A 17,011-nucleotide genomic window follows, 5' to 3' on the forward strand; every position below is an offset into this window, starting at 1 on the left:
ATGTACGGCGCGCAGTGATGCAACTGGCCCGAGCGCCCGGCGATGCGGCTGCACGTGCAACTGGCCCGAGCGCCCCGGCGATGCGGCTGCACGTGCAACTGCTGGCACGACCGCTCAGCGGTAGTCCTGGTCCTCGGCCTCTTCGTCGGTGCGCTCGTCATCGAGCTTGCGCGCCTTGCGGAGGCGGTTCTCCTCGACGCGCGCCTCGATCTTGCGGGCGGCCTCCTCACGCGGGCCGGCGAGCACGAAGAACGACGTCACCATCGAGATCAGCGCCGCGCCGACGGCTGCCCAGATCGGGTCCATGCCGACCAGGACCAGGATCAGCATCACGACCACGAACAGGCCGAGGCGGAAGATCGAGTATTTCAGCACAGGTCAGATCCCGGAGTAGGAGTGCCAGCCGACAAAGAAGGTGTTGACGACCGTGTAGTTGATCAGGATGCACACGGCGCCGGCAACGGCCAGCCAGGTGGCCTTGCGCGGGTGCCAGCCCGAGGTCGCGCGGGCGTGCAGGTAGGCGGCGTAGACCACCCAGATCACGAAGGTCCACACCTCCTTGGGGTCCCAGCCCCAGTAGCGGCCCCAGGCCTGCTCGGCCCAGATCGCGCCCGCGATCAGGGTGAAGGTCCACAGCGGGAAGGCCACGATGTGGATGCCGTAGGTGATCCGCTCCAGGGCCTTCGAAGCGGGCAGCGCCGCGAGCCAGCCCGGCACGTCGCCCTTGCGCTCGTAGTGATCCTTGGTCAGATAGAGCAGGGCCAGCGCGCAGCCGATGACGCACAGCCCCACGGACAGCGTCGCGACGGTGACGTGGATGATCAACCAGATCGAGTTGAGCGAGGGCATCAACTGCGAGGCCTCGGTGTACCACGACAGCTTGGCAGCGCCCAGGATCAGCAGCACCGGGAGCGTGACGAACAGCCCCAGCCACAGCCGGTCCTTGCGCAGCGCCCACCCGGCATAGATCACGAGGGCGAACATCGCCGCAGCCAGGGCGAACTCATACATGTTGCCCAGCGGGGCGCGCCCCACCGACCAACCACGCAGGACGACCCCGGCGATGAGGGCGAAGGTCGCCAGCCACGTCACCTGCATGCCGATGACGCCCCAGCGCCGCGTCGGGGCCGGCTCGTCCTCCGGGGGGAGGGTCAGGACACTCACGCCGCCGCCCTGGTCAGCAGAGCCCCCCTGCTGCGCCGAGTCCGCGGCCGACTCCCGGGTCGCAGCGTCGACGGACTGGGCCCGCACCCGGGTGCCGGTCACCGCCAGGTGGGCGGCGAAGGCCAGCATCGCCACCGTGAGGAGCACCATGGAGGCCCACACCGCGATGTCGGAGGCCTGCGCCAGGGTCTGGTTCGTCATGCGTTGTCCTTTGTCGCTAACGCTGCTTCGATGTCCTCGACGATCCGGTCGAGATAGTCCTGCAGGTTGGGGTCGGACCCCTTGGTCAGTCCCGCCACCACCAACCCAGTATGCCGCTCGCCCGGCTCAGCGCCGCCCTCACCTGGGTCAGTGACCCGGACGAAGATGCGCCGACGCTTGACGCTGAGCATGGTGATCAGAGCGCCCAGCAGCACGATCGAGCTGATCAGCACGGGGAGGCGCCCCGGGTCGTGGCGCACCACGAGGCCTCCCCAGCGGACCACGTCCTCAAAGACGATCTCACCCCGATTGCCCGCGATCTCGGCGGACTCACCCGGGCGCAGGAGCAGTCCCGAGGTGCTCCCGTCACTGGCCACGATCTGCTCCATCTCGGCGGTGTCCAGGGTGTAGACCGACTGCGGGAGGCCCCCGGGGAACAGGTTGCCCTCGAAGACCCCCAGGACCAGGCCCGGGTCCACCAGTCCGGGGAAGTCGGAGATCGGCCCGGCCTGCTCGTCGAAGCGCAGCGTCGGCAGGAACGCACCATAGAAACCGAGCTGCGGGTCCGCTGCCGGGACCTTGATCGCGCCGGTCGAGGCGTAGTTGTCGTCCTGCGGCAGGAAGGGCGTGGTGAACGTGCCGAGCGAGGTGCCGTCTCCGTCGGTGACGGACGTGACCGTGGCATAGCCGTTGCCGAGCATGAAGACCGACGTGCCACCGAAGTGCAGCGGGTTGTTGACCCCGAAGACCTGCTGCTCCTCGGGGGCGCCCGGCTCGGAGGTGGTGGTCGCGGTGGCCTCGAAGAGCCGGGGCGCACCGAACTGCGCGCTGCCGGCCTCGGCGTCGGTCTCAAACTCGACATCGAGGCGGTCGATCCGCAGCGAGAACGGGTCGATCGAGTTCTCGTCGACCCAGGGTCCGAGCTGGAGGGTGTCATAGCGCGCGGCCGAGCTGGTGAACGTCTCTCCCTCGGGCAGGATCACCTCGGCGCGCCAGCCCCAGAGGTGTCCGACGGCCACCGAGACGATCACGGCGAGCAACGAGATGTGGAAGACCAGGTTGCCGGTCTCCTTCAGATAGCCGCCCTCGCTGGCCACCTCACGCTCGCGGCCCGCCTCGGGCGGGCGGATGCGCAGACGCCGTTTGCCCAACGCTGCGCGGGTGGCCTCGAGAACGGCCTCGGGGTCGGCGGACAGCTCGGTGCTGGCGTGTGCCTCCAGCCGGGTGAGGTTGCGCGGTGCCTTCGGCGGCTGGGCGCGCATCGCTCGCCAGTGCACACCGGCCCGCGGGATGATGCAGCCGACGAGCGAGATCATCAGCAGCAGATAGATCGCGGCGAACCACGGCGAGGCATAGACGTCGAAGAAGCTGAACCGGTCCAGCCACTCCCCCAGCGTCGGGTTGTTGCGGATGAACTCGTTGACCCGCGGTGGGTCGACGCTGCGCTGCGGCCAGATCGAGCCGGGCACGGCCGCGACCGCGAGCAGCATCAGCAGCATCAGCGCGGTGCGCATGCTGGTCAGTTGCCGCCACATCCAGCGCAACCAGCCGACCAGACCGAGCTTGGGCTGGGTGATGGGGGCAGAGGAGGGTGCCTTGCGTGTCTGAGTCATTTAGAGCACCGTCTCGAATCCGTTCACGAACCGGGTCTGGATCCACGTGGTCACGTCGTCCCACACCCCGGTGACCATCAGCAGGCCGAGCACGACCAGGATCACGCCACCAACGACCGAGACCACCCGGTGCCTGTCGCGCAACCACCGCGACAGCGTGCTGATCCAGCCGAAGCCGGCGGCGACCAGCAGGAACGGGATCCCCAGCCCGAGGCAGTAGGCGATGGCCAGCACGGTGCCCCGGGTCACGGTGGCAGAGTCCGGCGAGAGTGAGCCGCCGAGCGTCTGGATCGCGGCGAGGGCGGGACCCGTGCAGGCACTGAACCCGAGGCCGAAGACCACGCCGAGCAGCGGGGCCCCGGCCAGCCCTGCGGCAGGCCGCCAGCGCGGACCGATGGTCGTGCCCGGGTTCAGGAGCATCACCAGGCCCAGCAGGATCACGATCACGCCACCGATGCGCAACAGGAGGTCCTGGTGCTCCGTCAGCGTCAGCGCCAGACCGGAGATGACCACACTCATCGCGATAAACACCGCGCTGAAGCCGACCACGAACAGGGCCGTTCCGGCCAGCAGACGCCCCCGCCCCCCACGCTCGGATGCCTCGGGCGACATGCCGCCGAGATAGCCCAGGAACCCGGGGACGAGGGGCAGCACGCAGGGCGAGGCAAAGCTGACCAGACCGGCCAGGGCAGCGACAGCGAGGGCGGCCAGCAACGGGCCGCTGTAGACGAGCTCACTCACGGCAGGGAACCCCGCGAGTGGTCACGCCGTCGCAGTGGGTGGCAGTGGGGAGACGCCCCGCCGCACGTTGCCTGGGAGGGAACACCACGATGGGACTGTTCGACAAGGTCAAGAGCTCGCTGGCCGGTCTGCGGCCGGATTATGACGCTGTGCTGCGGGAGCAGCTCGGGGAGGAGCAGCACCTGGCGCACGTGGCGGTGCTGCCGTCGGCCACGGAGACCGACCGGTCGGGTGACCGACCCAAGGACCTCACGGAGCTGGCACAGGGCGCGGCCCACCGGCTGACCGACAAGGTGGTCAAGGACCGCCACATCGGGGGTGCCGAGGGCTCGATCGCACAGTCGCTGCCGCGCAGCGAGGACCCGGTGATGCTGGCCCTGGCACAGGGGTCGGTGACCGTCTGGAAGTTCGGGATCGGTGCAAAGTCCTCCTCGCCCGACCTCCTCGCGCGCGTCCCCCGCGACGAGGTCGTCTCGATCGCCGACACGGGCAAGCGCGGGGCGCGCGGCCACGTGCGCTTCACCTTCACCGACGAGTCGTTCTTCGACTATCAGACGCTGACGGCACCGTCCCCGGAGTTCTGGGCCGCGGCGGAGGCCTTTGGCGCAGCCTGAGTCACTGGGTCCGGCGACGAGGTGTGGGGCGAGGGTGCAGACCGTCACGAGGCGAGCACATCCTCGACCAGCCCCTGGAGCGTGGCGTCGTCGACCTGTCCCGCGACACGGGCGGCCAGCCTGCCCTCGCGGTCCAGGATCAGGGTGCTGGGCCGGGGGTTGGCCATCCCCTGCAGCTGCAACAGCGTCTTGCCGCCGTCGTCGGCCAGGGAAGGATAGGGCATCTCGTGCCTGCGCTCAAAGGCGAGAGCGGCCGAGGCCGAGTCGCGGTCATTGACCCCGATGAACTGGACCGGGTCGCCGGTCTCCTCGAAGTGCGCGTGGGCGGCCTTGAGGTCGGGGACCTCTGCGACGCAGGGCGGACACCACGAGCCCCACACGTTGATCACCAGGACCTCGCCGCGCGCCTGCGTGGAGGACCACGCCTCCAGTGCCACCTCGCCGGAGTCGGCGTCAGCGCCGGTGATGGCCTCGCCCTCGAGCTCGATCGTCATGGTGCGCTCGTCCGGGGCCAGTTGCTCGACGGTGCCGTCACCGGAGACATAGCCCTCCTGGTTGCCGTCGCGGGCCTGGGCGCTCACGCTGTTGCCACCGTCGCCGCACCCCGTGAGCACCAGGGAGAGCGCGAGCAGGCCACCAGCGAGTCCGCTCGCCCGCCTCACGTCCCGGCCCCTGGGGCCGTGACCGTCAGCAGGTCGCCGGCCGGCTCGGCATAGTCGATGGACACGGCATCGTTACCGCGATAGGTGATGGTGGTGACTGAGGCCAGGGTGCACTGGCGGTGTCGGGGGTTGTGCCACAGGCGACGTCCCTCGATGGCGCGGCGCAGCGTCTCGATCGGGAGCTGGTGGCTGACCAGGACCGCCTCGTGGCCGACAGCGGCCTGGCGTGCGTCGTCCACGGCCGCCAGCATCCGGTCGGCGATCTCGCGATAGGGCTCGCCCCACGACGGCTTCAGCGGGTTGCTGAGCCGCCTCAGGTTGTCCCACCGCAACAGCTGACGAGGATCGGCGCCGACGGTGCTCCCCTCAAAACTGTTGCCGGCCTCGAGGAGCCGATCGTCCGAGCCGACCTCAAGCCCGAGGACGGCCCCCGTCGGGGCAGCGGTCTGCTGCGCCCGCTCCAGCGGAGAGGCCACCAGGTGCACGACGTCGCGACCGTCCATGAAGTCGGCGACCCGCTCAGCCATCTGCTCACCAAGGGGTGACAACCGATAGCCCGGCAGGCGGCCATAGAGGACCCGCCCGGGGTTGTCGACCTCGCCGTGGCGGACCACGTGGACAAGGGTGCGGCTGCCTGCGGTCATGTCTGCGATTGTCCCATGCGTGCCTGGATGAAACCTCAGCCGCCGTGGCAATGAAACCTCGGCCGCCATGGCGATGAAACCGCAGCCGCTGTGACTCGGCGACGCGGTGCCGTCAACCGATCTCGGCGACTGCTCCCGGGAGCGCGGAGAGGATGGTCTCGACGGCCTCATCGTCCAGGGCCGCGGAGACAAACCAGGTCTCGAAGGCGCTCGGTGGCAGGTGCACTCCACGGCTGAGCATGCCGTGGAAGAACCGGCCGAAGGCAGCGGTGTCCTGGTCCTGGGCATCGGTGTAGTCCCGCACCTCGGGCTCACGCAGGAAGACACTGAACATCGAGCCGGCCCACTGGATGCGGTGCGGCACCCCAGCGCGAGTGAACTCCTCGGTCACGGCGCCAGCGATGGTGTGGGCGACCTCGTCCAGGCGCGCATAAACCTCCGGGGTGCACAGCCGCAACGTGGCCAGGCCGGCCGCGCTAGCCACCGGATTGCCCGACAGCGTGCCGGCCTGATAGACGGGGCCCTCGGGTGCGAGCAGAGCCATGACGTCCGCGCGTCCGCCGAAGGCGGCCGCCGGGAAACCCCCGCCCATCACCTTGCCGAAGGTGAACAGGTCAGGTGAGCCCTCGGCATACGGCCCCTCGAGCCCGAACCACCCAGCCCGGCTGCACCGGAAACCGGTCATCACCTCATCGGAAATCAGCAGGGCACCGTGCTCGCGGGTCACCCGTCGCAGGGCCTCGGTGAAGCCGACCTGCGGTGGCACCACGCCCATGTTGCCCGGGCAGGCCTCGGTGATCACGGCAGCAATCTCGCCGCCCCGCTCGGCGAAAGCCGCCTCGAGCGCGGGAATGTCGTTGTAGGGCACCACGATCGTCTCCGCGGCACTGCTGGCCGGGACCCCGGCCGAGTCGGGGAGGGCAAAGGTGGCCAGGCCGGAACCAGCGGCGGCCAGCAGCGAGTCGACGTGACCGTGATAGCAGCCGGCGAACTTCACGATCACGCTGCGCCCCGTGAAACCTCGGGCCAGGCGGATCGCGCTCATCGTGGCCTCGGTGCCGGAGTTGACCAGCCGCACGGTCTCGACCGGCTCGACCCGGTCGACGATCTCCTCGGCGAGGGCGACCTCGTGCTCACTGGGCGTGCCAAAACTGAAACCGTCGGCGGCCGTGGACCGCACCGCCTCCAGGACCTCCGGGTGGGCGTGACCCAGGATCATCGGGCCCCAGCTGGAGACCAGGTCGACATAGCGGCGACCGTCGGCGTCGGTCAGCCACGGGCCGGCGGCCGAGCTCATGAAGCGAGGTGTGCCACCGACCGAGCGGAAGGCCCGCACCGGTGAGTTCACCCCGCCGGGGATGACAGCTGTGGCGCGGGCCAGCAGCGCCTCGGACGCGGGGGCTTCGGGCGGATAGTGGGTGCTCAACAGTCTCCCTCTGCGACATCGATCGAGTCGACGATGCGGGTCATGGCGTGGCCCAGTGCCGCGAACTCCTCGGGCGTGAGCCGGTCGATCAGGGTCCGTCGCACGTCCGAAACGTGCACCTCGGAGAGCTCCTCCAGCTTGGCCCGGCCCTGCGGGGTCAGGCTGAGCTCGACACCGCGGCGGTCCTCGCGCACGGCGTGCCGCTGCACCCAGCCGAGTCGCTCGAGCCGGGTGGCGGTGTGCGTCAACCGACTGCGCGACTGCACGACCAGCTGGGCCAGCGCCGACATCCGCAGCCGCCCGTCGGGGGCCTCCGAGAGCATCGAGAGGATCTCGTACTCCGTCAGGCGAGTGCCGTGTCCGGTCAGTCCCTCATCGAGCGCGGTGGCGATCAAGCGTGACCCACGCAGATAGGCACGCCACGCGGCCTGCTCCTGCGTCGTGAGCCACCGGACCTGGTCCTCCATGTGGGTGCCTTCCTGCGCTGGCCAAATCGGCCGGGATGTGCTGGGCTGATGAGTGGTGCTCTGGTGAATCGTAGCGACTGGGAATATGATTGAACAGTCAACAGTTATCTCCCTCGACACCACATCGGCAACACACTCTCCTAAGGAGCCTCCCATGACCGTTTTCAACAGCCTGGCCCCCGGCAACTACGCCGTCGACCCGACCCACACCGAGATCGGCTTCACCGCGCGCCACATGATGGTCGCCAAGGTCCGTGGCACCTTCTCCGAGTTCGCCGCGAGCGTCGACGTCGGCGAGACCCTGGCCGACAGCTCTGTCACCGCCGAGGTGCAGCTCAACTCGGTCGACACGCGCAACGAGGACCGCGACAACCACCTGCGCACGTCCGACTTCTTCGACGTCGAGAACCACCCGACGATGACCTTCCGCTCCACCGAGATCACCGAGTCCTCGATGACCGGCGACCTGACCATCAAGGGCAACACCCGCCCGGTCACCTTCGACCTGGAGTTCAACGGCGTCTCCCCCGACCCGTGGGGCGGCACCCGCGCCGGCTTTGAGGCCACCACTGAGGTCAACCGCAAGGACTGGGACCTGACCTGGAACGTGGCCGTCGAGGGCGGCGGCGTGCTCGTCTCCGAGAAGGTCAAGCTGCACCTGGACGTCGAGCTGGTCGTGCCGACCGGCGAAGAGGCTCAGGCCTGAGCGACCGCTCACCGCAGCCCCGCTGAGGGGCCAGCACCGCAGCGCTCTGCCGAAGCAGCGCCACACGCGTTCACCCGGGAAACCGCTGGTTGCCCCAGGATCACTCCTGGGTTGACCAGCGGTTTCTTGGGTTAGAGCCGCCTGAGCAGACCCGCCGCGTGCACTGCGTAGTAGGTCAGCACCACCTGCGCACCAGCCCGCCGGATCGCGGTCAGCGACTCCAGCACGGTGACGTCCCGGTCCAGCCAGCCGCGCTCGGCGGCCGCCTCGATCTGGGAGTACTCCCCCGAGACCTGATAGGCCGCGACCGGCACATCGGCCAGGTCAGCGACCTGTCGCAGGACATCGAGATAGGGCAGCGCCGGTTTGACCATGACCAGATCGGCCCCCTCAGCCAGGTCCAGGCGCAGCTCGCGCAGCGACTCGGTCGCGTTGGCAGGGTCCTGCTGATAGGTCTTGCGATCGCCCTGCAGGCTCGACCCGACGGCCTCACGGAAGGGGCCGTAGTAGGCCGACGCATACTTGGCGGTGTAGGCGAGCACCGAGACGTCGGTGAAGCTGGCTCCGTCCAGCGCCTCGCGGACCACGGCCACCTGGCCGTCCATCATCCCCGACGGGCCGACCACGTGCGCACCGGCACGGGCCTGCGCAACGGCCATCTCGGCATACCGCTGCAAGGTGGCGTCGTTGTCCACCCGCCCCTGATCGTCCAGCACGCCGCAGTGTCCGTGGTCGGTGAACTCATCGAGGCACAGGTCGGCCATCAGCACGGTGGCCTCGCCGAGCTCGCCCCGCAGGTCCTCCAGGGCGGCATTCAGTATGCCGTCGGGCCGGGTTCCCCAGGTCCCCTCGGCATCCTTGTGCTCGGGGCTGGGGACCCCGAAGAGCATCAGGCCACCGATCCCTGCCTCGACCGCCTCGTGGGCAGCCGCCTTGAGCGACTCACGCGTGTGCTGGACGACGCCGGGCATCGAGGCGATCGGCACCGGCTCGCTGATGCCCTCGCGCACGAACACGGGCAGCACGAGGTCCGCTGCCGACAGCCGGGTCTGCGCCACCAGGCGGCGCATCGCCGGCGTGGTCCGCAGCCTGCGCGGACGCTCGAACGGGGCGCCGACCCCGCTCACGCGCGGGCTCGAGCCGCTCCGCGCCGGCCGGTGGTGCGTCGCTGGCTGGGACGCACCGGCTCACCGGCGGCACGGGCCGCCAGGGCCAACTCGGCGGCGTGCCGCGCCAGGGCGTCGACCAGGACCGTGGAGTTCGGCTCCGAGGCGATCACATCGACCCGCAGGCCGTGCTCCTCGGCGGTCTTGGCCGTCGCTGGACCGATGCAGGCCACCACCGTGCCGGGGTGCGGCTTGCCGGCGATGCCGACCAGGTTGCGCACCGTCGAGGAGGACGTGAAGCAGACGGCGTCAAAGACGCCACCCTTGATCGCGTCGCGCACCGGGGCGGGCGGCGGGGCCGCGCGCACTGTGCGATAGGCGGTGACGTCGTCGACCTCCCACCCCATCTCGAGCAGACCGGCCACCAGCGTGTCGGTGGCGATGTCCGCGCGGGGCAGGAAGACGCGGTTGATCGGGTCGAGCACGTCGTCATATTCGGGCCAGTCGACCAGCAGGCCACGGGCGGACTGCTCGGTCGTGGGGATAAGGTCGGGCTCAATCCCCCACTGCCGCAGGGCATCTGCCGTGACGCCGCCGACCGCCGCGATCTTCAGACCGGCGAAGGCACGGGCGTCCAGACCGATCTCGACGAACTTCTCGCGGACTGCCTTCACGGCGTTGACCGAGGTGAACCCCACCCACTCGTAGCGGCCGGTGACCAGGCCGCGGATCGCGCGGTCCATCTGCTGCGGCGTGCGCGGTGGCTCGACGCTGATGGTCGGCACCACCTTGGACGTCGCGCCGTGAGAGGCGATGCGCCGGGTCATCTCGGTGGCCTGGTCCTTGGTGCGCGGCACCAGGACGTTCCAGCCGAACAGCGGCTTGGTCTCAAACCAGCTCAGCTCCTCGCGCAGCTCGACAGCGCGACCGACCACGACCACGCCCTGGCCGAACGTGTGCGACTCCAGCGCGCTCTCCACCTCGTCGAGCACCGTGACCGACGTCTGTTGCGAGACCGTGGTGCCGCCCTCGGTGACGCACACCGGGGTCTGCGGGTCGCGACCGGCGCGACGCAGACCACCCAGGGCCTTGCGCAGCGCATCCGGTGCTCCGAGCAGGACGACGGTGACGTCCTCGCCGACGGAGGTGGCCCAGTCGGTGCGATTGTCAGCGGCGTCAATGACGTGGACCTCGCCCGCGCCCGAGGTCAGGGGCACCCCGGCGTAGGCCGGCACGGACCAGGCGACCGAGACACCGGGCACGACCTCGAACGGCACCCCTGCCCCGCGACAGGCCAGGGCCTCCTGGCTCAGGGTGGTGAAGGCACCGGGGTCGCCGACCATCACCCGCACCACGAGGGTGTCCGAGGACCGCAGCGCGCGGGCCTCGCGCACGAGCAGCTTGGCGCGAGCGGCCGGGGACCGGCGTGGCCCCCCGACCGCACCGGTCTGCACGACGTGGACGTCCTCCCGGAGCAGCCCGGCCAGCCGGTCAGCAATCTCCGGGTCGTCGACCACGATCGTGTCGGCGCACGCGAGATACTCGCGGGCTCGCACCGTGAGCAGGCCGGGGTCGCCCGGCCCGGCCCCGACGAATGCCACACGGGCACCCGTCGCGGGCGGGGCGCTGGGTGGTGCTGCTGTGCTGGTGCTCACGTGATCACGCTCCAGAGTGTTGTGCTGCGGGTGTCTTAAAGGGGCTCCCGCCGTGCGGGGCCAGATGTTTCAGGAAGTGCTGGGCCATCTCGTGACCGACGTCCACCGCGGTCTGCCCGCGGACGGTGTGACGCAGGATCCCTGCGCCGGAGGCGGTGTCCCCGCCCGTGCCGGAGGCGGTGTCCCCGCCCGTGCCGGAGGTGGTGTCCTCGCCCGTGCCGGCGGCGGTGCCGGTGCCAGTGCCGACGACGGCCTCCAGCACGAGTTCGTCGCCCTCGCGCGTTGCCAACGCTCCCACCGGCGCGCTGCAGCCTGCCTCGAGCGCCCCCAGCAGGGAGCGCTCAGCGGTCACCGCCTCCCGGGTCGGGGCGTGGTCCAACTGCGCCAGCAGTCGAGTCGTCCTGCGGTCGTCATAGCGGCACTCGACCGCCAGGGCCCCCTGGCCCGGAGCGGGGAGCATCACGGACGGCTCGAGCACCTCGCTGGCCTCGTCGATCCGACCCAGCCGCCGCAGCCCGGCCGCGGCGAGCACGATGGCATCAAGCGTGCCGTCGGTGACCTTGCCGATGCGCCTGCCGACATTGCCTCGCAGGCCGGTCACCGTCGTCTGCGGCGCGGCCGCCTGGAGCTGGACGGCCCGGCGCGGTGAGCCGGTGCCGATCACTGCCCCCTCGGGCAGGTCCTGCAGTGTCAGGCGGTCGCGGGAGATGAGGACGTCGCGCGGGTCCTCCCGCTCGGGCACGGCGGCCACGACCAGGCCAGCCTCCTCGCCCACCGGCAGGTCCTTGAGGGAGTGGACCGCGAAGTCGATGTGGCCCTCCTGCAGGGCCTCGCGCAGGGCGGAGACGAAGACGCCGGTCCCGCCGATCTGGGTCAGCGGTGCGCTCGAGCGATCGCCCTCGGTCTGCACGTGCACCAACTCGACCTCGTGACCCAGCGCACGCAACTGGTCGGCCACCCAGCCGGACTGGGACGTGGCCAGATCACTGGCCCGGGTGCCCAACCGCAACGGTCGGCCGCTCGGTGCGAGGTCGGGTGTGTGGTCACTCATGGCAGTCCCCTCACGTGGGGCGGGGTGGTCACGGCCGCCGTCTCGCGGGGGTCCAGGTCAAAGAGCTCGCGCAGCAGGGCGACCGAGGAGCCGTCCACGTCGTGCGCCGCGAGCTCCTTGGCGCGCACGGTGGGCGTGTGCAGCAACTTGTCGACGATGCGCCGGACGCTCTGGTGCACCTCGGCGCGCTGAGCGTCGGGCAGGTCAGGCACCTTCTGGTCGAGGCGGTCCAGCTCGCTGTCGACGACTGCCGATGCGCGGGTGCGCAGCATCGCCAGGGTCGGGGCGACCTGGGCCGAGCGGCGGGTGGCCAGATAGGCCGCGACCTCCCCGGAGACGAGATCGCGGACCGCGTCCAGGACCTGCTCAGTCTCATCTGGGGCCGCCTCGTCCCCACGGCCCGTGAGGTCGGTCAGACCCCAGACCGTGACGCCAGGCAGCTCCGCCACCTCTGGTGCGACATCGCGCGGCATCGCGAGGTCAACGACCACGAGGGGGCGCGTGGTCCGATCGCGCGAGAGCAGCTCCTCGGTGATCACGTGGTCCGTGGCCCCGGTGCAGGTCAGCACCAGGTCAGCACTCTGCAGCGCCGGCTCGAGCTCCGCCCAGTCATAGGCCTGCCCCTGGTGTGCCTGCGCGAGACGGGTCGCCCGCTCCCGGGTGCGGTTGATGACCCCGAGATCGCCCACTCCAGCCCGGGTCAACGAGGCGGCCGCCAGACCCGACATGGCACCAGCACCCACCACCAGGGCACGCGCCGCGTGCAGTGGCCCCAGCACGCTGGCGGCCCGGTCGATGCCGGCCCCCACGAGCGAGCGGGCAACCCGATCCAGGTCCGTGTCTGTGTGGGCGCGCTTGCCCACGCGCAGGGCCTGCTGGAACAGCGGGTTCAGGACGCCCGCGAGGTGTGCGCCCTCCTGACCGGCCCGCAGCGCCTCGCGCAGCTGCCCCAGGATCTCGCTCTCGCCCAGGGCCATTGACTCCAGGCCACAGGCCAGGGAGAACAGGTGGTCGACCGCACGGTCCTCATAGTGGACATACAAGTGAGGGGTGAGCTCCGCCAGGGCGACCCCGGTCGCCTGTGCCAGGGCATCCCCCACCTGGGCGACCGCACCATGGAAACTCAGCGCGTCGGCATACACCTCGGTGCGGTTGCAGGTCGTCAGGACGAGCGACTCACTGACGTCGTCGAGCCCCACCACTCCGGCGGCCAGCTCCCGCGAGCGCGAGCCGTCCAGAGCCACCCGCTCGAGCAGCTCGAGCGGGGCACTGCGGTGCGACAGACCAACGACCAACACACTCATCCAATGGCCTCCGTGTCCGCCTCGCGGGAGAGCGGGTCGTGGGTGGAAACGGCCAGCAGCCTGCGCTGCTCGTGAAAAGCAAGGATCTGCAGCTCGGTGGCCAGGTCGACCCCGCGCACGTCCACGCCGTCGGGCAGGACCAGGTGTCCCGGGGCAAAGTTGAGCAGCGAGCGGACGCCCATCGCGACCAACTCGTTAGCGACGGCCTGCGCGGCGGGGGCAGGGGTGGTGATCACGCCGATTGCCACGGTGGGTCCGGTGGTGGCCAGGTCACCCAGGGTGGTGACGGTCAGCCCCTCCACCACGGTGCCGACGACCTCTGGGTCGTCGTCCACCAGCGCCACGATGCGGAACCCGCGCCCCGAGAAACCGCCGTAGGCAGCCAGGGCACGGCCCAGGTTGCCCATGCCGACGATCACGACGGGCCACTCCTGGGTGAGGCCGAGCTCCTGGGCGATCTGGGCGGCGAGCAACTCGACGTCGTAGCCCACGCCACGCACGCCGTAGGACCCGAGGTGGGAGAGGTCCTTGCGCAACTGGGTGGAGCGCACGCCCGAGCGGGAGGCCAACTCCTCGGAGGAGATGCTGGTGATGCCCTGGTCATGGAGCGCGGTCAGCGCGCGAAGATAGAGAGGGAGTCGACCGACAGTGGCCTCGGGGACACCACCACGGCGCATGGACTCGGGCACCACGTCGGCAACGACTCCTTATGGCCACGACGAGTCCTATATCAGAACCAGTCAGGGGGACTCAGGGACCCCCCCACCTTATGACTTTGTGAACGCTTGCACAAAGTCGCGGCCACGGTCTGTGACTTTACTCATGAGTATGCAGTCCAGCACGTGAGTATGCAGTCAGGGACGGCGCCTCCGCCGGAGCGCGCGGACCAGGGTGTCCTCCGTGATGGTCCAGTGGGCGACCTCGCGACCGTCCACCAGAATCACGGGCACCAGGTCGTCGAATCGCTCAAGAAGCTCAGGAGAAGAGTCCACATCGACTCTCTCCCAACGGTTTTCGGTGTCCTCCGCCACCTTGCGGACCGTCCGCTCCGCCTCCACGCACAGGTGACAACCCACCCGGTCGACCAGGGTGATCCGAGGGGTCGTCGGCGCCCCCGCGGGTCGGCGGAGCCAGCGAATCATTGTTGACAACAACGTCTCGTTGTGCATATCGCCGTCATCAGAAGAACACCGAGCGGCGGTCCCGGAGCAGGTCGTAGATCGTGTGCTGGATCGTTTCGCGGACTCGGTCGGAGATCTCGAAGACCACAGCGGGGTCCTCGGCGGCCCCCTCCCCGCGGTCGTCGGTGCGGATCGGCGTGCCGAACTCGATCAGCCACTTGCTGGGCAGGGGGATCATGCCCAGGGGCCCGAGCCACGGGAACGTCGGGGTGATCGGGAAGTAGGGCATGCCCAGCAGCCTGGCCAACGGTGCCGCATTGGCCAGCATCGGCGCGATCTCCTCGGCCCCCACGATGGAGCACGGGATGATCGGCACCTCCGCGCGCAGGGCTGCCGCCACGAAGCCACCGCGCCCGAAGCGTTGCAGCCGGTAGCGGTCCTTGTAGAGCTTGCCGACCCCCTTGAAGCCCTCTGGCCACACGCCAACCAGGTGGCCGCCGTCGAGGAGCCGCTGCGCGTCCGCACTGGTGGCCAGCGTGCTGCCGGTCTTGCGGGCCAGCGGGCCCACCAGGGGGCTGCCGAAGACCAGGTCGGCGCCGAGCATCCGCAGGCTGCGGTGCCCCGGGGTCTCGTCATGGATCGCGAGCTGGGTCATGACGGAATCGACCGCGATGGTCCCGGAGTGGTTGGCCACGAGCAGGCCACCGCCCTCTGCCGGGATGTTCTCGATGCCGCGCACCTCCACGCGGAACCAGTTGCGATAGAGGGGGCGCAGCAGCGGCAGGGCGAGGTTCTCGGTGAAGTCGGCGTCGAAGCCGAACTCGTCGATCGTGTAGTCCCCGGTGATGCGGCGACGCAGGAAGGCCAGCGTCCGGGCCACCGACTCATCCAGCTCGTCACCGGCCAGACCGCTGGCGGCCCCGGCCGCACGCAGCCCCTTGATCAGGAGCATGACCGCCTGCTCCAGGTCGGTCTGACTCAGCTGCTGCGCACCTGCACCCGGGCCGTGCGGCTCGCTCTGGCTGCTCACGTGACCTCCTCCATCGGGCGCTGCTCCGGGCGGTCGTGTGCCCGCCGGGCCGCCAAGAAGGACTCAAAGGCACCGCGGGAGGTGTAGGCCGGCGCGAAACCCAGCTCCTTGCGCATGCGCTGGGTGTCGATCACCCGACCATAGGAGAGGAAGTCCATGTGGTCAGAGGGGAGGGCCGCCCACCCGAGCGTCTTGGTGGCCCACAGCGACATCCCAGCCGCGCCAGGAGCGACGGGGACCCACGGACGACGGCTCAGGGCTATCGCCTGCCCCAACCCAAGGACACCGTCGCCGGCGACATTGACGGTGCCGACCACCGGCCCGGTGCTCGCATGGACCACCGCAGCCACCGCATCATCCTCGTGCAGGAACTGAAGACGCCCCTGGTGGCCGAAGGGCACCGGGAGCAACGGCATACGGAAGTAGTCGGTGAGCACCGTGCGGATGCTGGGGCCGATGACATTGGCCATGCGCAGCATGGTGATGTCGATGTCGGGGCGTCGACGGGACAGCCCGCGCACGTAGCTCTCCGCCTCCATCGAGTCCCGGGGGAAGCCGGACCGGGGCAGCCGCTTGGCCGTCATCTCCTCGGTGAAGACGGCAGGGTCCTTGGGGGACGACCCATAGACACCCGCCGTGGACTTCACCACGACGCGGCGCACTCCCGCAGACTTCTGGCAGGCGGCCATCAACTGCATGGTGCCCAGCACGTTGATGTCCTTCTGGACCACTCGGCCGCCAGCGTCCCGCGGGGTGGCAATGACTCCCATGTGCACCACGGTGTCGACCTTGGCCTGGATCATCAGCCGAGCCAGGAGGGGGCTACGGACGTCGGCGCGGACATACTCTCCGCGACCCATCGGGTGCTTCGGGGGCACCAGGTCCACCCCGAGCACCCGGTCGATGGACGGGTCATCGGCGAGCCGCCGGACGACGCGTCCGGCAAGCTCGCGGGCCACACCGGTGACCAGCACAACCTTCGGGTGCGATGCCTCGTCCACGGGCTCCAAACTCCTGGAATGCCGCGACGGCGCCGACCTCACCGGGGTGGGTCGGCGCCGTCGCGGGTGCTCACTTCTTGTTGCGACGCTGGTGGCGCGTCTTGCGCAGCAGTTTGCGGTGCTTCTTCTTCGCCATACGCTTGCGGCGCTTCTTGATCACAGAGCCCATTGGCTGAACGTGTCCTTTGTCTCTTGGATGTCTTCTCTACCTGAGCGGCACGCGCAGGGCGGTCACCGGGCAGTCGGGTCAGCCTACCGCCAGCGCTTCACCGCTCCCAAACGCGAGTGCTCAGGCGGTGCCGTGGTAGGAGTCCTGCAGGTAGTCCTGCACGGCGCTTTCCGGGACCCGGAAGGAACGCCCGACCCGCACCGAGGGCAACTCACCAGAGTGGACGAGGCGATAGACGGTCATCTTGGAGACGCGCATCACCGCAGCGACCTCTGCCACTGTCATGAAGCTCATCTCGCCGAGCCGGCGCTCATCAGCCATTGATGTCATCCCGTC

20 protein-coding genes are annotated in these 17,011 nt (G+C 69.7%); 2 read left to right on the forward strand and 18 right to left on the reverse strand.

The window, feature by feature from the left end; genetic code table 11:
- Window positions 1–114 precede the first annotated feature (114 nt).
- From NF556_RS18455 to NF556_RS18470, 4 genes are read right to left on the reverse strand one after another with little or no spacing between them, the layout of a single operon-like run.
- Window positions 115–375, reverse strand: coding sequence for a DUF4229 domain-containing protein (locus NF556_RS18455; RefSeq protein WP_252592659.1), 261 nt, complete (start codon window positions 373–375; stop codon window positions 115–117).
- Window positions 376–378: 3 nt separating this feature from the next.
- Window positions 379–1,365: a c-type cytochrome biogenesis protein CcsB gene (gene ccsB, locus NF556_RS18460; RefSeq protein ID WP_252592660.1), complete on the reverse strand. Its 987-nt coding sequence runs from the start codon at window positions 1,363–1,365 to the stop codon at window positions 379–381.
- The gene (gene resB / locus NF556_RS18465; RefSeq protein ID WP_252592661.1) at window positions 1,362–2,978 is read right to left on the reverse strand and encodes a cytochrome c biogenesis protein ResB; all 1,617 of its coding nucleotides are present in this window, start codon (window positions 2,976–2,978) and stop codon (window positions 1,362–1,364) included. Before resB ends, ccsB begins: the two co-directional genes overlap by 4 nt.
- Entirely contained in the window at window positions 2,979–3,719 is a 741-nt protein-coding gene (locus NF556_RS18470) for a cytochrome c biogenesis CcdA family protein (protein WP_252592662.1), read from the reverse strand.
- Window positions 3,720–3,808: 89 nt separating this feature from the next.
- Between NF556_RS18470 and NF556_RS18475 the strand changes: the two genes are divergently transcribed.
- Entirely contained in the window at window positions 3,809–4,333 is a 525-nt protein-coding gene (locus NF556_RS18475; RefSeq protein ID WP_252592663.1) for a hypothetical protein, read from the forward strand.
- Between the two features lie 44 nt (window positions 4,334–4,377).
- Here NF556_RS18475 and NF556_RS18480 read toward each other — a convergent pair whose 3' ends face one another.
- From NF556_RS18480 to NF556_RS18495, 4 genes are all read right to left on the reverse strand, one after another.
- Window positions 4,378–4,995 (reverse strand): TlpA family protein disulfide reductase, encoded by a 618-nt coding sequence (locus NF556_RS18480; protein ID WP_252592664.1) that lies wholly within the window; start codon window positions 4,993–4,995, stop codon window positions 4,378–4,380.
- A complete protein-coding gene (locus NF556_RS18485; RefSeq protein WP_252592665.1) occupies window positions 4,992–5,639 on the reverse strand; it encodes a histidine phosphatase family protein in 648 nt (215 codons plus the stop codon). The genes NF556_RS18480 and NF556_RS18485 overlap by 4 nt, the downstream gene beginning before the upstream one ends.
- A 112-nt stretch (window positions 5,640–5,751) precedes the next feature.
- Window positions 5,752–7,065, reverse strand: coding sequence for a glutamate-1-semialdehyde 2,1-aminomutase (gene hemL, locus NF556_RS18490; protein WP_252592666.1), 1,314 nt, complete (start codon window positions 7,063–7,065; stop codon window positions 5,752–5,754).
- Complete coding sequence (locus NF556_RS18495; RefSeq protein WP_252592667.1) at window positions 7,062–7,532, reverse strand: MarR family winged helix-turn-helix transcriptional regulator; 471 nt, start codon at window positions 7,530–7,532, stop codon at window positions 7,062–7,064. The genes hemL and NF556_RS18495 overlap by 4 nt, the downstream gene beginning before the upstream one ends.
- Window positions 7,533–7,686: 154 nt before the next feature.
- On the opposite strand from NF556_RS18495, the gene NF556_RS18500 reads away from it, so the two are divergent.
- Complete coding sequence (locus NF556_RS18500) at window positions 7,687–8,238, forward strand: YceI family protein (RefSeq protein ID WP_252592668.1); 552 nt, start codon at window positions 7,687–7,689, stop codon at window positions 8,236–8,238.
- A gap of 131 nt (window positions 8,239–8,369) precedes the next feature.
- Here the strand turns inward: NF556_RS18500 and hemB are convergent, their stop codons facing one another.
- The 10 genes from hemB to NF556_RS18550 form a co-directional block, all read right to left on the reverse strand.
- A complete protein-coding gene (gene hemB, locus NF556_RS18505) occupies window positions 8,370–9,365 on the reverse strand; it encodes a porphobilinogen synthase (protein WP_256829357.1) in 996 nt (331 codons plus the stop codon).
- Window positions 9,362–10,999: a bifunctional uroporphyrinogen-III C-methyltransferase/uroporphyrinogen-III synthase gene (locus NF556_RS18510; protein ID WP_252592669.1), complete on the reverse strand. Its 1,638-nt coding sequence runs from the start codon at window positions 10,997–10,999 to the stop codon at window positions 9,362–9,364. Before NF556_RS18510 ends, hemB begins: the two co-directional genes overlap by 4 nt.
- 4 nt (window positions 11,000–11,003) lie before the next feature.
- A complete protein-coding gene (gene hemC / locus NF556_RS18515; protein ID WP_252592670.1) occupies window positions 11,004–12,050 on the reverse strand; it encodes a hydroxymethylbilane synthase in 1,047 nt (348 codons plus the stop codon).
- Entirely contained in the window at window positions 12,047–13,354 is a 1,308-nt protein-coding gene (locus tag NF556_RS18520) for a glutamyl-tRNA reductase (RefSeq protein WP_252592671.1), read from the reverse strand. Before NF556_RS18520 ends, hemC begins: the two co-directional genes overlap by 4 nt.
- A complete protein-coding gene (locus tag NF556_RS18525; RefSeq protein ID WP_425606969.1) occupies window positions 13,351–14,046 on the reverse strand; it encodes a redox-sensing transcriptional repressor Rex in 696 nt (231 codons plus the stop codon). Before NF556_RS18525 ends, NF556_RS18520 begins: the two co-directional genes overlap by 4 nt.
- 162 nt (window positions 14,047–14,208) lie before the next feature.
- Entirely contained in the window at window positions 14,209–14,523 is a 315-nt protein-coding gene (locus NF556_RS18530) for a glutaredoxin family protein (protein WP_345780126.1), read from the reverse strand.
- 10 nt (window positions 14,524–14,533) lie between these two features.
- Complete coding sequence (locus NF556_RS18535; RefSeq protein ID WP_252592672.1) at window positions 14,534–15,505, reverse strand: lysophospholipid acyltransferase family protein; 972 nt, start codon at window positions 15,503–15,505, stop codon at window positions 14,534–14,536.
- A complete protein-coding gene (locus NF556_RS18540; RefSeq protein WP_252592673.1) occupies window positions 15,502–16,506 on the reverse strand; it encodes an NAD-dependent epimerase/dehydratase family protein in 1,005 nt (334 codons plus the stop codon). Before NF556_RS18540 ends, NF556_RS18535 begins: the two co-directional genes overlap by 4 nt.
- 70 nt (window positions 16,507–16,576) lie before the next feature.
- On the reverse strand, window positions 16,577–16,675 hold the full coding sequence (locus NF556_RS18545; protein ID WP_003792170.1) for a 30S ribosomal protein bS22: 99 nt from the start codon (window positions 16,673–16,675) through the stop codon (window positions 16,577–16,579).
- Between the two features lie 120 nt (window positions 16,676–16,795).
- Window positions 16,796–16,996 carry a helix-turn-helix domain-containing protein gene (locus NF556_RS18550; protein WP_252592674.1) on the reverse strand — a complete coding sequence of 67 codons (201 nt, stop codon included), beginning with the start codon at window positions 16,994–16,996 and terminating at the stop codon, window positions 16,796–16,798.
- Between the last annotated feature and the right edge of the window lie 15 nt (window positions 16,997–17,011).

It is taken from the genome of Ornithinimicrobium faecis, from assembly GCF_023923225.1.
Lineage (GTDB): Bacteria > Actinomycetota > Actinomycetes > Actinomycetales > Dermatophilaceae > Ornithinicoccus > Ornithinicoccus faecis.